The following is a 13,234-nucleotide window of genomic DNA, read 5'->3' on the forward strand; positions in this document are numbered from 1 at the left end:
GGCCAGAAGGGGCTGCCGCTTATTCGCGCCCTGTGCGAGCGGTTCCGGGTTCCCAACGAGTGCCGGGATCTGGCGCTGCTGGTGAGCGATCTGCACACCCACATCCATATCGCCTTTGAGCTCAAGCCCGCCACCCTGCTCAAGGTGTTCGACAAGGCTGATGCCTGGCGTCGCCCCGAGCGCTTTGCCCAGCTGCTGGATGCCTGCCGCGCCGACTTCCATGGCCGTACCGGTTTCGAGGAGCGGGTCTACGCCGAGCCGGACTATGTGGCCGAAGCGCTGGCTGCCGCCCAGGCGGTGCCGGTGAAAGAGATAGTGGCGGCCGGTTACAAGGGAGAAGAGATCAAGGAGCAGCTGGCCAAAAAGCGTACTGATGCCATCAGCCGGGTCAAGGATGAGTGGACCTTTATCGAGGAGTAACCTCGGCCCCATAACAGACGGCCGCCCTGATGATGAGCTCCGCAAGGAGAGCATCGCCAGGGCGGCCGTTTTGCATCCAGATTGATATGTGAGGGGGCGCTAACCCCTGCTGGTGCCGTTATGCGGGACCAATTCGCTCCATCAGGCTCATATGGGATGAGCCATCGTGACGCTTGAGATTCTGGCGATACTCAAACTGGCGCTGGCTCTCCTGCTTGAGCCCCAGCATCAGCGAATAGCACATCGCCAGCATGATCACCGAGAACGGCAGCGCGGCTATGATGCTGGCTGCCTGCAAGGCTGCCAGGCCGCCAGAGACCAGCAGGATAGCGGCAACCAGCCCCTGCCCCAGACCCCATACGGCGCGGTGCAGTACCGGCGGCTCCTGATCACCGATGGAGAGCAGGGTGGTGATGACCAGCGTGCCCGAGTCACTGGAGGTGATGAAGTAGGTGCAGATGAGCAGGGTCAACACGACCTTGGCGATCCAGCCGAAGGTATCCCAGTGCAGCAGTTCCACCGTCTTGTAAAGCGCCAGCGTCACATCCTGATTGACCGCAGCGACCACGCCACCACCACCGAACAGCTCCAGATTCATCGCCGTACCGCCAAACACGGTGAGCCAGAACATGCCGAGCAGCGAGGGTACCAGCAGCACACCGAGCACAAACTCGCGGATAGTACGCCCCTTGGAAATGCGGGCGATAAACATGCCGACAAACGGCGCCCAGGCAATCCACCAGCCCCAGTAAAACGCCGTCCAGCTCGACTGCCAGGCCGAGGTGCCGTTGGCTTCGGTGTTGGTCCAGAAGCTCAGTTTGACGATGTTCTGCAGGTAATCACCGATATTCTGCACATAGGCGTTGAGGATATAGGTGGTCGGCCCCAACACCAGAAAGAGCGCAAGTACGAAGACGCTCAGCCAGATATTGAGCTCGGAGAGGATCTTCACCCCTCGCCCGACCCCGGAGACCGCCGACAGAGTGGCGATCAGGCTGATACCGCCAATCAGCCAGAGCTGGTTGGACTGCGACACCGCCATACCAAACATCTGGTTGAGGCCGGTATTCATCTGGGAGACCCCCAGACCAAGGGAGGTTGCCACCCCGAACACGGTGCCGAACACCGCCAGCACATCGGCCGCATGGCCCCAGAAGCCGTAGATGCGCTCACCGAGGATGGGGTAAAGCACGGAGCGGATCGCCAGCGGCAACTTGCGACGATAACTGAAAAAGGCCAGCGATAGGCCAACGATCACATAGATGGCCCAGGGGTGCAGGCCCCAATGGAAAAAGGTGAGGCGCATGGCGATCTGGGCCGCTTCCGGGGTCATCCCTTCGGTAATGAACGGATTGCCCTGCAGATGGTTCATCGGCTCGGCGATGCTCCAGAACACCAGACCGATGCCCATGCCCGCGCTAAAGAGCATGGAGAACCAGGCGAAGTAGCCGAACTCCGGTACCTGGTCGTCGTCACCCAGCCGGATGCTGCCAAAACGGCTGAACATCAGGTAGACAGCGAAGAACAGGAACAGGGCGACCACCAGAATGTAGTACCACTTGAACCCGGCAATAATCTGATCCTTGGCACCGACAAACCAGGCGGCCGCGGTATCGGGAACAAATACGCCAAACAGCAAAAACAGGGTGATCACGGTGAGGGCCGTCATGGCCATGGTCGGGTTGAGGCCTTTCAATAGCCCTTTGCTTGCTCGCATCCAGCCTCCTTAGTCGTTGTTGAAAAAGTCTTCGCCCACATGATCACCGGCACCGCCTATGGCGCGATAGACCAGTTTGCCAGCTGCTTGTTCGCGGTGATCCACCAGCGAGACCGAGGGCTGGCCATTCACGGCGTGACGCTTGCCAAGGAAGATGGCCATGGGGACGCCCAGATTGGAGATACCGCTGGTGATCCAGAGGCGATTGAAGTCGTAAGAGCCACCGATGAACTCCAGCTGGGCCAGGCCGGTATCGAGGCCGGTCAGATAGAAGTTCATGGCACTTTCGTCAGGAAAGAGGTGCACCAGCACATAGGCGTAGCGCAATTCATTCACCAACTCCTTTAGGTTGAAAGTACCTGTCTCACTGCAAGAGAGGGGTAACTCACCATCATAGTGGTGTACCTTGAGGTTGTTGGGGTCTTCATCATAGGCAGGCTGATAGCGCACGAAAGCCGAGGTATCCGGCAGTTCATAGCGCACTCTGACCACACGTAACTCGGCCACCAGAGACTTGATATCCAGCTCGTCATTCATCATTTCGCTCCTCAAATGTCAGGGTGAATCCGTGAAATGCCCGTCAACCTAACACAAAATTAGTTAGAGCAGAAATCATTACAGCAAAAACCATATTGACCTTGTGACGAATTAGGCGGAAAATTTTGCCCCTCTCCATAGCCCTCCAATGACGCACACCCCATGGAAAAACATGATGAAGTGCTGGTCGCCCTGCGCCAGATTATTCGTGCCATCGACATGCACTCCAGGCGCTTGATCAAAGAAGCCGGGCTCACCTCCCCGCAACTCTTGCTGCTCAAAGGGATCGACGAGCTGGGACAGATCTCCATGCGCCAGCTGGCCGATCACACCAACATGAGCCAGGCCACCGCCACCACCATCATGGACCGATTGGAGAGCCGCCAACTGGTGCAGCGCGTTCGCAGCAATACCGACAAGCGCAAGGTTCACGCGACACTGACTGACGCAGGCCGCGCCCTGCTGGCTCAGGCCCCGACCCCGCTGCAAGAGCGCTTCATCCAGCGTTTTCAGGCACTGGAAGCGTGGGAGCAGACGCTGCTGCTCTCTTCCCTGCAACGCATCTCCTCCATGATGAATGCAGACGAAATCGATGCCGCCCCGGTGCTGAGCGTCAGACCCCTCACCGAAGAGCAGGCATAAGCAGTTGCACAATTTCAGGCATAAAAAAAGCTCCCGAACGGGAGCTTTTTCGATCAGGGGCCGCAGAGAATTACTCTTCCAGGCTGATCCCGATATTGGAGACACCATCCTGAGAGGCGAATACTCTGATGGCCAGAATACGATCGCTGTCGCGCTCATGAGCAACCCGCTTGAGCAGTTCAACCTGGAACTCCAGCTCAGCTTCCATGTACTCGTGCTCGTAGAGCTCCTCTTCGGTCAGATCCCGCTCTTCCAGCAGCTCGATAAAACCGGCCACGGTACCGACTGACGCATGACTGGCATCGTTGGCCTCTTCGCCGACCCGGCAGATCACCGAGTTATAGGCGCAGCCCAGCGCAACACAGGCATCAAGCGCCGGATAGGCACCGTAGGATTCAAACTTGCGGGGATCCGGAATGTGAGACTCGAACTCTTCGAGAATGGCACCCAGATTGACCCGGGATCCCTTGACGGTGAGGTAGACCCACATCTGATCCAGCGCATGCCGGAAAGCGCCAGCATTGCCAAAACCGGAGGCCTGACAGAACAGGGCATAGTTGGGGTACATGCGCTCTGCCAGCGCCAGGGTGTAGACGGTCTGTTGCCAAGGCTGTAGCTCGGCCAGTCGCTTATAAAACTTGTCACCAAACACTGGAGTCGGATCCTTTGCAAAATGTGGGGCAGATTGTAGCCCACGAGGCGCGCGGCGAAAACGAAAAAGCGCCCTGGTCGGCTATGTTGCGATATGAAGTCAGGTAAGATGGGTCGAGAGCGGCATCTTGTTGCGCCGCAAATTCTGATAAGGAACAAGAGTATGAGCCAACGTACCCTTCTTTTGCTCAGCCAGGATAATGCTCACTACGAACGGCTGCTCAAGGCCGCCAATCTCCCCCATCTGCGCATTCTGCGAGCCGATAACCAGAGCGATGCCGAGAAGCTGATCGGCGAAGCCCATATTCTGATGGCCGAACCGGCCCGTGCCAAACCGCTGCTGCCCAAAGCCAACAAGCTGAGCTGGTTCCAGTCCACCTATGCGGGAGTCGATGTGCTGCTCGACCCTGACAGTCGCCGCGACTACCAGCTCACCAATGTGCGCGGCATCTTCGGCCCGCTGATGAGCGAGTATGTCTTTGGTCATCTGCTCAGCCTGATGCGCCAAATTCCCCTTTATCGGGAGCAGCAGAAACAGCGGCTGTGGCAGAGTCACCCCTATCAGGGCCTCAAGGGGCGCACCATGCTGATCCTGGGGACCGGCAGCATTGGCCAGCATATTGCCCACACCGGCAAACATTTTGGCATGAAGGTGCTGGGCATCAGCCGCAGCGGTCGGGAGCGAGCCGGGTTTGATCAGGTTTATCAGCTACCTGCGCTCAACAAGATGCTGGCGCAGGCCGATGTCATCGTCAGCGTGCTGCCAGCCACCCGCGATACCCGTCATCTGTTCAATGCCGCCCGCTTCGAACACTGCAAACCGGGCGCCATCCTGTTCAACGTCGGTCGTGGCAGCGCCGTGCACTCGGGCGATCTGCTCACCGCACTGCGTACCGGCAAGCTGGCGATGGCGGTGCTGGATGTGTTCGAGCAGGAGCCGCTGCCTGCCGACAGTCCACTGTGGGGCCAACCCAACCTCATCGTCACCCCCCACAACAGCGCCTACAGCTTCCCGGATGATGTGGCCCAGATCTTTGTGCGCAACTACATCCGCTTTATCGATGGCCAGCCACTGGATGGCAAGATCGACTTCGACAAGGGTTACTGACCCTCACGGCGCATGTAAAAAGGCCCCGTCAATCTGGCGGGGCCTTTCATTTCAGGCTGTGACGACAGGTATCAACCCGCAGCCAACTCCTTGCGGTAGCTCTTCACCTTGGCAAGGAACTGACGACGCTCCTTGCCGCTGAGCGGTTCAGCCATCGGCAGCTTGGCAGTCATGGCATTGACCGGGCGGTTGTTGATCCGCAGCTCGTAGTGCAGGTGAGCACCGGTCGAGCGACCTGTGTTGCCGGAGAGGCCGATCTTGTCGCCCATCTTCACTCGCTGACCGGTTTTGACCAGCAGCTTGCTCAGGTGCAGATAACGGGTAGAGAGAGTACGGCCATGCTTGATGACGATATAGGTACCCGCCAGCGGGTGGCTGGTTGCCTTCTGGACGATACCATCACCGGTCGCCAGCACTGGCGTGCCCACCGGCACTGCGAAGTCGGTGCCCTCGTGAGGACGCACCATACCGGTTACCGGATGTTTGCGCGCTGGGTTGAAGTTGGAGCTGATCCGATAGCGGCTGTGGGTCGGGTAGCGGCGGAATCCGCGCTCCAGACTGTTGCCCTGACCGTCGTAATAGTTGCCGTCATCGGAGAGCCAGGCCGACACCGTCTTGCCCTGGCTGGTCACTTCCACACCCAGCAGCTGGCTGTTGCCAGTGCTCTTGCCTTCCACCGTCTCCTGGCGTACCAGCACTTTGAACTTGTCGCCCTTCTGCAAATCCTTGGCGAAATTCATTCGCCACTGGAACAGGTTGGCAATTTTCTGGATATGGTTGGCCGGAATCCCCGCATTGCGGGCACTGACATAGAAGCTGCCGTTGATCACGCCGTTGTAACGCTGCGGTTGCCACTCGACCTTCTCATTGATCATGGAGGCGGTATAGGCATCGTCGCTGCGCGTCATCACCAGCGTCTGCTTGATGTTCAGGCGGATTTTAAGTTGCTGCAGGATGTTGTCCTGATCGATCAGCAGCTCGATATTCTGGCCCGGCTTGAGGCGCGCCAGATAATTCTTGTTGTCCGCGTCCAGCACCTTGTAGAGGGTGGTGGTGGAGAGACCGAGATTGTTAAAAATGGCGGTCAGATTTTCGCCGTTGCGGACCCGGTAATCCTGCCACTGGGGGGTGGTGTCGACCGGGATGTCGTCATCCGGCGCACTCTGATCAACCAGTTCGTGATCGGGGATTTCGTTAAAGTCGGTGTTGTTTTCGTTGGTTGCCGTACCTGCGGTATCAATGGGCAACTCAAGACGCAGCGGCCGCTCTAGGATGTCACCCGGAGCTGGCAATAATGCCACTGCTGACAGGGTCATGGCCGTCAGCATCAGCATGGCGTAAAAGTGTTTGCGGGGAACCGGTGGTTCCCAATTGGCAGCCTGTACTACCAAGGGACGGAGACGTTTCATCCGCTATCCTGTATTTAGATCTAAAGAGTGTGAGTTGCGATGTCAGTTGTGACAAAACCGTATAAAACTGTTTGTTGGACACAAATAGTTACAAATAGTTCATCACAATCTGCATGAACCTCACATTTTATGCATAACCCGCCCGGATGGGCAGAAATGATCGTCTTTTTTAACCATTTTTTCCTATTTTTAAGAACCGGGTCGGATTCGATACTGAATAGAAACCTGAAATGTTGCGATAACTTTTCCATGGAGTGGGTATGTCGTTAGCAAAACTGTTAATCAGAATAATTGTCGTCCTGTTCCTGATCGGTGCAGCGCTGCTGCTTGCACTGGAAGTCACGACGGTCCGCCAATCCATCCTCGACCAGATGTCAGCCAACCTGGAAACCGCCATCACCGCTCTCGGGCTGGTGCTGCAAGGAACCCTGCTTAATGACGACAATGTGCTGGCCGAGACCATAGTCAATGCCATGTTCGATGGCGGCTTCGTCAGCTCGGTCACCCTGATCGATCCTGATGGCCAGTTGCTGTTTCAGAAGGTCTTCCACTCTACCCAGCAAAATGTCCCCGGCTGGCTTCCCTCGGTTATCGGCATGCCCCCCGTCAAGATTGAGCAAGAGTTGACCGATGGCTGGCGCATGCTGGGCACTCTGACCCTTGAGGGGCATAGCGGCTACGCCTATCAGCATCTGTGGAATGCCATCAGTCGCACCGGTCTGGCGCTGCTGGTGGGCCTCGTCGTATTTACCCTGATCATCTCTCTGGTCTGCAAACGCCTGCTGCAGCCCCTGGAGCAGATCAACCTGCAGCTGATCCGCATCCGCACACACCAGTTCAACAGCACCCTGCCCACTCCCTGGTTGCAAGACCTCAAAGAAGTGGCACTTTCCATCAACCAATTGGTTTCCGAACGCAAACGGGATCTGCTGCAACAACGACTCAAGATCACCCAGCTGGGAAAACAGCTGCCACTGACGACCCCACAGCCGCTGCAAGGAGTGAGCCCACTGCCGGAAGGCGGGCAACTGCAAAAATTTGTCTCCACACAAGGGGAGATCGCGCTCTATCAGCGTTTCTTGCCCAGTCAGCCCCTCGGTGCCGACAGCGATCTCGCAACCATCCAGAGCGCCCTGCAACAGTGGCAGCACTCTCATATAGAAGGGGTCTTGCTGCCCCTCTCCCTGCTCAATCACCCGCAATGGTCCGAGATCGCCCCTCTGCTAAGCCAGGGTCGAGGAAAAACACTGGATTGGCGCTGGGATGTAGCCACATTCCCCACCCACGGCCAGTCTACCTTGGCCGCGTTGCAGGAACAGGGGTGTGAGCTCGCCTTCAGCGCCATTCCCCTCAATGCGGATACCTTTAATCAACTTGACCCGCTCAATCCCATTTTTATCAGCTGTCAGCTGACCGATGCGCCGCTCTACTGGAATCTGCTCTCCCAAACCATGCATGCCGCTGGCTATACCCTGCTGGCAGAATCGGGAGAATGCCGCGACATCGACAAACTGCGGACCTGGGGTATCGATGGTTATGCCAAGGAGACGCAATCATGAAGAAGCTCGCCATGCTGTTGCCCCTGCTGTGGCAATCCGGCCTGATGGCTGAAACCGTCACTATCACCACCGGGGGTGATCAGGGGATTTATCACCAGATAACCAAAGAGTTTTGCCGTCTGGCCCATGAGGTCGATGAGCAACTTGCGTGCACATTGCAGAGCTCATCGGGTTCAATAGAAAACCTGAAGCGGCTGAAGAGTGGCGAGACCGCCTACGCCATGGTGCAGTCAGACTGGCTATATCAGGCAAGCCAGGGCTTGGGCCCTTTTGCCACGCAGCCGCAACCTGAGCTGCGCGCCCTGTTTGCCACCCATGCCGAGCCCTTCACCATAGTGATCCGTGCCGATGGCGATATCACTTCACTGGAACAGCTCAAGCTCGCCCCCATCGACATGGGGTTGAAGAACTCGGGAACCCGCCAAACGGCGCTGACCCTGTTCAACATCTTGGGAGCAAAAGAGCAGGATCTCGATCTGAAGAGCATGGCCAACCTGCCGGATGCGCTCTGCAGCAAGCAGATCGACGCATTTGCACTGGTGATGGGACACCCTAACCGGATTGTGCTCGACACCGCCAAACGTTGCGCGGTCAGTTTCCTCCCCATCGATGGGGCCACCCGGGATCAGCTACTCAAGGGGGTCAAATATTACCAACGCAGTCAGGTGCCTGCCCGCATCTACCCCGGCAATCTGAAGGCGACGCCCACCTTTGCCATTGCCGCCACCCTGGTTACCAATGCCACCATGCCGGAAGAGTCTGTCTATCGTCTGACCAAGGCCATGCTGACCCAGCAAACCAAGTTCAATGAGCAGACTTATGGCTACGCCAATATGTTTCACCGGGCACGCAATAAAACCGGCCCAGTGCTGAGCATTGAACAGCATCCGGGCGCGGCGAAATACTTCGATGAGTTGAAGGCGGCGGGCAAGCTATAACTGACGACGAGGAGAGCGCAGTTGCTCGCTGGAGAAACGGGTCTTCATCGATGTCCACTGCGCCAACCGATCGGCACTCCCCGCCAGCGTCCCTTCCCGCCGTGACTTCATGATCCAGATGCTTTTGGCATCGAAACTGTAAACGGGAATGAGATCGGTACGCTTGCTGCCCGGCAGGATCCGGCTGTTGATGTTGTCGAGCACCAGTGGGTCAGCCTTGGGTGTCGGGAAGTAGAGCGTCACCATGTGGAACTGGTTGTAACGCACCGCCTTGACGTAGGCCAGTCGCAGCTTCTTCTCATCCACCCCCAGCTCCATCAGGGTGTAGTATTTGGAGATGCTATAGTCCTCGCAATCCCCACCCCGGGCACCGATGAACTCCAGCGGATTGGCCCAGTAATCCTCATCACCCCACAGCTTGGGGTCTTCACTGTAGGTGAGATTGTTGAAGTAGTTGTTCACCAGCTCGATCTTCTGCTGGTCGGTTGTACCCGCTCTGGGGGTGAGCAAGCGAGAAAATGCCTCGGCCCGCTGGATGGCCCGGCCACCATACACTTCCTGCAGCTTGGCCCGCAGATCCGGACTGGCAATATATTCAGAAAGACGCGAAGCCTGCACGTTGGCGCAACATAGCGCCAACGTGCAAGCCGGGATCAACAACCATTTCATACCGGACACTCCATGTCAGATGCTGGAGGTCAGTATAGCCCCTCCGGATGAGAGGCTCAGCCGCTGATCAGCGACATTGGGCAAATGCGTCTGCCAGTTGCTGCATGAATTGGGGATAACCATCCGGGCCGAGTGGCACCAGTTCACCCACCTCATCCAGCAACAGCACCTTGGCGCCAGTATTGCGTGCCACCGATTCGATCACAGCCGGTGAGAATTGCGGCTCGGCATAAATGCAGCTCGCCTGCTTCTCTTCCAGTGCCTTGCGGATATCCACCAGGGTCTTGGCGCCCGGGCGACGCTCAGGGCTCACGGTAAAGTGACCCTTTGAACTCATGCCGTAGTGGCGCTCCCAGTAGCCATACGCCTCGTGGAAGACAAAGTACCCCTTCTCATTCACTGCCTTCATCTGGCCGGCAATCACCTTGTCTTTGGCATCCACCTCAGTATCAAATGCCGCGAGGTTGGCGTCATAGCGAGCCTGATTGGCCGGATCCAGCTTGCCCAATTCACTTGCGATCGCCTTGGCAATCACTTTGGCCTGCGTCGGGCCAAGCCAGATATGGGGATCGACCCCTTCGTGATGATGCCCCTCATGCCCTTCATCATGGTCACCGTGCTCGTGGGCGGCATGATCGTGATCATCATGGTCATGGGAATCATGACTATCCTGAGTCGCGTAGTTGAACAGCGGCATTCCCTCAACCTGAGTCAGGGCCAAAGCATGGGGATGATTGGCCAGCGGCTTGGCCATAAACCCTTCCAGCTCGGGGCCAACCCACACCACCAGATCGGCACTGTTGATGCTGCGAATATCGGACGGACGCAGGGAGAAATCGTGGGGAGAGGCACCGGTCGGCAGCAATACCTTGGGCTCGCTCACCCCGTCAGTGATCGCCGCGGCGATGAAGCCAAGGGGCTTGATGGTGGTCAGTACCTCAATGGCACGAACAGGCAAACTCACCGCCAGCAGGGCAGTGAAAAGCGCAATAATTCTCATTGGTGAATCTCGTCAGGGGGTGAGTATGTGATAATATAACAGCCGCTTTTTGTTATATTATAACTCTCACTAGCTGTAAACCCCGGAGTTGTCATGAGCCAACTGGTAGAGCTGAAAGAGGTCTCTCTCTCGTTTGATGGACGCTCTGTGCTCGACAAGGTCTCCTTTACCCTCAATAAAGGCAAAATCACCACGCTCGTCGGCCCCAACGGGGCGGGCAAGAGCACCCTGAGCAAGCTGGTGCTGGGTCTGCTCACCCCGGACTCGGGCAAGATCACCCGCAGCCGCGACCTGAGAGTCGGCTATGTGCCCCAGCGCCTCTATCTGGATCCCACCTTGCCGCTGACGGTGCGTCGCTTCCTGCAACTGGGCAAAAATAGCCGCCTCTCCATCGAGGAGGCGCTAACTCGGGTGGGCGCAGAGGGATTGCTGGAAAACCGGATGCAGAAGCTCTCCGGCGGCGAGATGCAGCGGGTACTGCTGGCCCGCGCTCTGCTGGTCAAGCCCGAGCTGCTGGTGCTGGATGAACCGGTGCAGGGTGTGGATATCAACGGTCAGATCGAGCTCTACGCCCTCATCGGCAAGCTCGCCGCCGAATTCAACTGCGCCGTGCTGATGGTCTCCCACGACCTGCATCTGGTGATGGCCAGCACCCACGAGGTGATCTGCCTCAATCGCCACGTCTGCTGTCATGGCGAGCCGGAAAGCGTGGCCCGCCACCCCGAATTTGCCCGTCTGTTCGGGCGACCGGAGCAGGAGGTGCTGGCGGTCTATACCCACCACCACCACTGCGATGGCGAACACCATCATCATGAACCGCAGGCCCCCGTCATCCGCCTGCCCTCTCGCAACAACGCTCACAGCAAATAGCGCAAGCAACAGGACATTCAAGTGGACAGCTTTCTGTTATACGCCCTCGCAGCCGGCCTCGGCATCGCCCTGCTGGCCGGCCCCCTCGGCAGCTTCGTGGTATGGCGCAAAATGGCCTATTTTGGCGACACCCTCTCCCACGCCTGCCTGTTCGGTATCGCGCTGGGCATCCTGCTGCAGCTCGATCTCACCCTGGCGGTGGTGGTCTGCTGCCTCGCCATGGCGATGCTGCTGGTGATCATGAGTCGCAACCAGCAGGTGGCAACTGATACCCTGCTCGGCATTCTGGCCCACAGCGCCCTGTCCCTCGGTCTGGTTACCTTGAGTTTTATGGATAACGTGCGGGTGGATCTGATGGCCTACCTGTTTGGCGACCTGCTCTCGGTACAACCGATGGATCTGCTCTGGATCTACGGCGGTGGCGCGCTGGTGCTGCTCACCCTGTGGCGACTGTGGGATCCCCTGCTCTCCATGACCATCTCGGAAGAGCTGGCACGGGTAGAGGGGATCCGGGTCGATGTGCTGCGCTGCGTGCTGATGCTGCTGATCGGGCTGGTGATCGCCGTAGCGATGAAGTTTGTCGGGGCGCTGATCATCACCTCCCTGCTGATCATTCCCGCCGCCACCGCCCGCCGCTTCAGCCAGACGCCGGAGCAGATGGCAGGCTTTGCCGCGCTGATCGGCTGCCTCGCCGTGCTGGGTGGATTGACCCTCTCCTGGTATCAGGACACCCCGGCAGGGCCTTCGGTCGTCGTCTGCGCCACCAGCCTGTTTGTGCTGAGCCAGTTCAAGAGAGCGTAACGGTGCAGGCTAGAGCGGCATGCTCTGGCGTGTCTCCATCATCAGCCACTGGCGCAACCGGCTGATAGCGGGCTCATGGGCCCGCGAGCGCTTGCAGGTAAAGTAGAAGGCATCGCCCGTCTCCAGCTGGTGTACCGGCAAGGCCACCAGCTGGGGATCATCGGGCCGCAGCATGTAGTCATTCACGAACGCCACCCCCTGATCCCAGGCTGCCGCCTCCATCGCCAGCAGCACATGGCTGAAATGGTGCATTCGCGCCTCGTCAGGGATCACCAAGCCACCAGCCTTGGCCCAGCGCTGCCAGTCCTCCCCCCGCGCCTTGTAAATGGACTGCACCGAGAGCAGCGGCAACTGCCAGATGGCCTCGGGCCACTCCCCGCTGATCTGCTGCAACAGACGGCGACTACAGACCGGAAAGAGCCGTTCCTGATAGATAAGATCGTGACAGTAGCCCCGTCCGTGGGGTGAGACGGTGATAAAGCAATCCGCCACCCGATCGGAGAGTTCGGGATCCTCCGCCACCATCTCCAGACTCAAATCCAACTCGGGGTAGAGTTGGCGCAATCCGGCCAACCGCGGGATCAGCCACTTCACCGCAAATGAGCTGTAGACTGCGAGCCGGACTCGCATCTCGCCGCCCCCGCGCAACTGTTCGCTGCTCTGGGCAATCTGGCTGAGCCCGGCGGCAATCCCTTCGAAGTAGCTCTCCCCCTGGGGTGTCAACGAGAGCAACCGCCCCTGACGCAGCAGCAAGCGCTCACCCAGAAAATCTTCCAGCAGGCGGATCTGGTGGCTGACCGCACTCTGGCTGACGTTCAGTTCAAGGGCGGCGCGGGAGAAGCTGAGCAGCCGGGCCACCACCTCGAAATATTGCACCGCACGCAGGGGAGGAAGCTTCATTATCTAAATATCT

The 13,234-nt window shown here is 58.3% G+C and carries 13 protein-coding genes and 1 pseudogene; 7 read left to right on the plus strand and 7 right to left on the minus strand.

The genetic code is table 11. The features are described from left to right. Positions 1–420, plus strand: a pseudogene (gene cca / locus AB5Y85_RS10330) (multifunctional CCA tRNA nucleotidyl transferase/2'3'-cyclic phosphodiesterase/2'nucleotidase/phosphatase); the annotation flags it as partial. Positions 421–538: 118 nt separating this feature from the next. On the opposite strand, the gene AB5Y85_RS10335 reads toward cca, so the two are convergent. Together AB5Y85_RS10335 and AB5Y85_RS10340 are read right to left on the minus strand one after the other, a co-directional pair. Next, the gene (locus tag AB5Y85_RS10335; protein WP_257686903.1) at positions 539–2,137 is read right to left on the minus strand and encodes a BCCT family transporter; all 1,599 of its coding nucleotides are present in this window, start codon (positions 2,135–2,137) and stop codon (positions 539–541) included. A gap of 9 nt (positions 2,138–2,146) precedes the next feature. Further along, a complete protein-coding gene (locus AB5Y85_RS10340; protein WP_005335836.1) occupies positions 2,147–2,674 on the minus strand; it encodes a hypothetical protein in 528 nt (175 codons plus the stop codon). Between the two features lie 162 nt (positions 2,675–2,836). On the opposite strand from AB5Y85_RS10340, the gene AB5Y85_RS10345 reads away from it, so the two are divergent. Further along, positions 2,837–3,316 (plus strand): MarR family winged helix-turn-helix transcriptional regulator, encoded by a 480-nt coding sequence (locus tag AB5Y85_RS10345; RefSeq protein ID WP_013723454.1) that lies wholly within the window; start codon positions 2,837–2,839, stop codon positions 3,314–3,316. A 70-nt stretch (positions 3,317–3,386) separates the two neighbouring features. Here the strand turns inward: AB5Y85_RS10345 and AB5Y85_RS10350 are convergent, their stop codons facing one another. Further along, the gene (locus AB5Y85_RS10350) at positions 3,387–3,968 is read right to left on the minus strand and encodes a YjaG family protein (RefSeq protein ID WP_005335839.1); all 582 of its coding nucleotides are present in this window, start codon (positions 3,966–3,968) and stop codon (positions 3,387–3,389) included. A 162-nt stretch (positions 3,969–4,130) separates the two neighbouring features. On the opposite strand from AB5Y85_RS10350, the gene AB5Y85_RS10355 reads away from it, so the two are divergent. Continuing rightward, on the plus strand, positions 4,131–5,075 hold the full coding sequence (locus AB5Y85_RS10355) for a D-2-hydroxyacid dehydrogenase (protein ID WP_005363043.1): 945 nt from the start codon (positions 4,131–4,133) through the stop codon (positions 5,073–5,075). A 71-nt stretch (positions 5,076–5,146) separates the two neighbouring features. Here the strand turns inward: AB5Y85_RS10355 and mepM are convergent, their stop codons facing one another. Then, complete coding sequence (gene mepM, locus AB5Y85_RS10360) at positions 5,147–6,484, minus strand: murein DD-endopeptidase MepM (RefSeq protein ID WP_257686902.1); 1,338 nt, start codon at positions 6,482–6,484, stop codon at positions 5,147–5,149. 260 nt (positions 6,485–6,744) lie between these two features. Here mepM and AB5Y85_RS10365 point away from each other — a divergent pair, with 260 nt between their 5' ends. Together AB5Y85_RS10365 and AB5Y85_RS10370 are read left to right on the plus strand one after the other, a co-directional pair. Next, positions 6,745–8,043 carry a LapD/MoxY N-terminal periplasmic domain-containing protein gene (locus tag AB5Y85_RS10365; protein WP_257686901.1) on the plus strand — a complete coding sequence of 433 codons (1,299 nt, stop codon included), beginning with the start codon at positions 6,745–6,747 and terminating at the stop codon, positions 8,041–8,043. After that, complete coding sequence (locus tag AB5Y85_RS10370) at positions 8,040–8,981, plus strand: TAXI family TRAP transporter solute-binding subunit (protein ID WP_257686900.1); 942 nt, start codon at positions 8,040–8,042, stop codon at positions 8,979–8,981. The genes AB5Y85_RS10365 and AB5Y85_RS10370 overlap by 4 nt, the downstream gene beginning before the upstream one ends. Here AB5Y85_RS10370 and AB5Y85_RS10375 read toward each other — a convergent pair. Next, positions 8,976–9,650 (minus strand): transglutaminase-like cysteine peptidase, encoded by a 675-nt coding sequence (locus tag AB5Y85_RS10375; RefSeq protein WP_005335848.1) that lies wholly within the window; start codon positions 9,648–9,650, stop codon positions 8,976–8,978. The genes AB5Y85_RS10370 and AB5Y85_RS10375 overlap by 6 nt on opposite strands. Positions 9,651–9,717: 67 nt before the next feature. Further along, entirely contained in the window at positions 9,718–10,650 is a 933-nt protein-coding gene (gene znuA, locus AB5Y85_RS10380; RefSeq protein WP_368221365.1) for a zinc ABC transporter substrate-binding protein ZnuA, read from the minus strand. Positions 10,651–10,743: 93 nt separating this feature from the next. Here znuA and znuC point away from each other — a divergent pair, with 93 nt between their 5' ends. Both znuC and znuB read left to right on the plus strand, forming a co-directional pair. Beyond that, positions 10,744–11,520, plus strand: a complete 777-nt coding sequence (gene znuC, locus AB5Y85_RS10385) for a zinc ABC transporter ATP-binding protein ZnuC (protein ID WP_158109133.1) — start codon at positions 10,744–10,746, stop codon at positions 11,518–11,520. Positions 11,521–11,541: 21 nt separating this feature from the next. Then, the gene (gene znuB, locus AB5Y85_RS10390) at positions 11,542–12,321 is read left to right on the plus strand and encodes a zinc ABC transporter permease subunit ZnuB (RefSeq protein WP_368221367.1); all 780 of its coding nucleotides are present in this window, start codon (positions 11,542–11,544) and stop codon (positions 12,319–12,321) included. A gap of 9 nt (positions 12,322–12,330) precedes the next feature. On the opposite strand, the gene AB5Y85_RS10395 is transcribed toward znuB, so the two are convergent. Further along, positions 12,331–13,221 (minus strand): LysR substrate-binding domain-containing protein, encoded by an 891-nt coding sequence (locus AB5Y85_RS10395; protein WP_042052463.1) that lies wholly within the window; start codon positions 13,219–13,221, stop codon positions 12,331–12,333. Between the last annotated feature and the right edge of the window lie 13 nt (positions 13,222–13,234).

Source organism: Aeromonas sp. R3-1 (assembly GCF_040908345.1).
GTDB lineage: Bacteria > Pseudomonadota > Gammaproteobacteria > Enterobacterales > Aeromonadaceae > Aeromonas > Aeromonas veronii.

Coding starts and splice junctions, on each gene's coding strand:
- AB5Y85_RS10335 (WP_257686903.1), bottom strand. CDS start 2,137: ATGCGAGCAAGCAAAGGGCTATTGAAAGGCCTCAACCCGACCATGGCC.
- AB5Y85_RS10340 (WP_005335836.1), bottom strand. CDS start 2,674: ATGAATGACGAGCTGGATATCAAGTCTCTGGTGGCCGAGTTACGTGTG.
- AB5Y85_RS10345 (WP_013723454.1), top strand. CDS start 2,837: ATGGAAAAACATGATGAAGTGCTGGTCGCCCTGCGCCAGATTATTCGT.
- AB5Y85_RS10355 (WP_005363043.1), top strand. CDS start 4,131: ATGAGCCAACGTACCCTTCTTTTGCTCAGCCAGGATAATGCTCACTAC.
- mepM (WP_257686902.1), bottom strand. CDS start 6,484: ATGAAACGTCTCCGTCCCTTGGTAGTACAGGCTGCCAATTGGGAACCA.
- AB5Y85_RS10365 (WP_257686901.1), top strand. CDS start 6,745: ATGTCGTTAGCAAAACTGTTAATCAGAATAATTGTCGTCCTGTTCCTG.
- AB5Y85_RS10370 (WP_257686900.1), top strand. CDS start 8,040: ATGAAGAAGCTCGCCATGCTGTTGCCCCTGCTGTGGCAATCCGGCCTG.
- AB5Y85_RS10375 (WP_005335848.1), bottom strand. CDS start 9,650: ATGAAATGGTTGTTGATCCCGGCTTGCACGTTGGCGCTATGTTGCGCC.
- znuA (WP_368221365.1), bottom strand. CDS start 10,650: ATGAGAATTATTGCGCTTTTCACTGCCCTGCTGGCGGTGAGTTTGCCT.
- znuC (WP_158109133.1), top strand. CDS start 10,744: ATGAGCCAACTGGTAGAGCTGAAAGAGGTCTCTCTCTCGTTTGATGGA.
- AB5Y85_RS10395 (WP_042052463.1), bottom strand. CDS start 13,221: ATGAAGCTTCCTCCCCTGCGTGCGGTGCAATATTTCGAGGTGGTGGCC.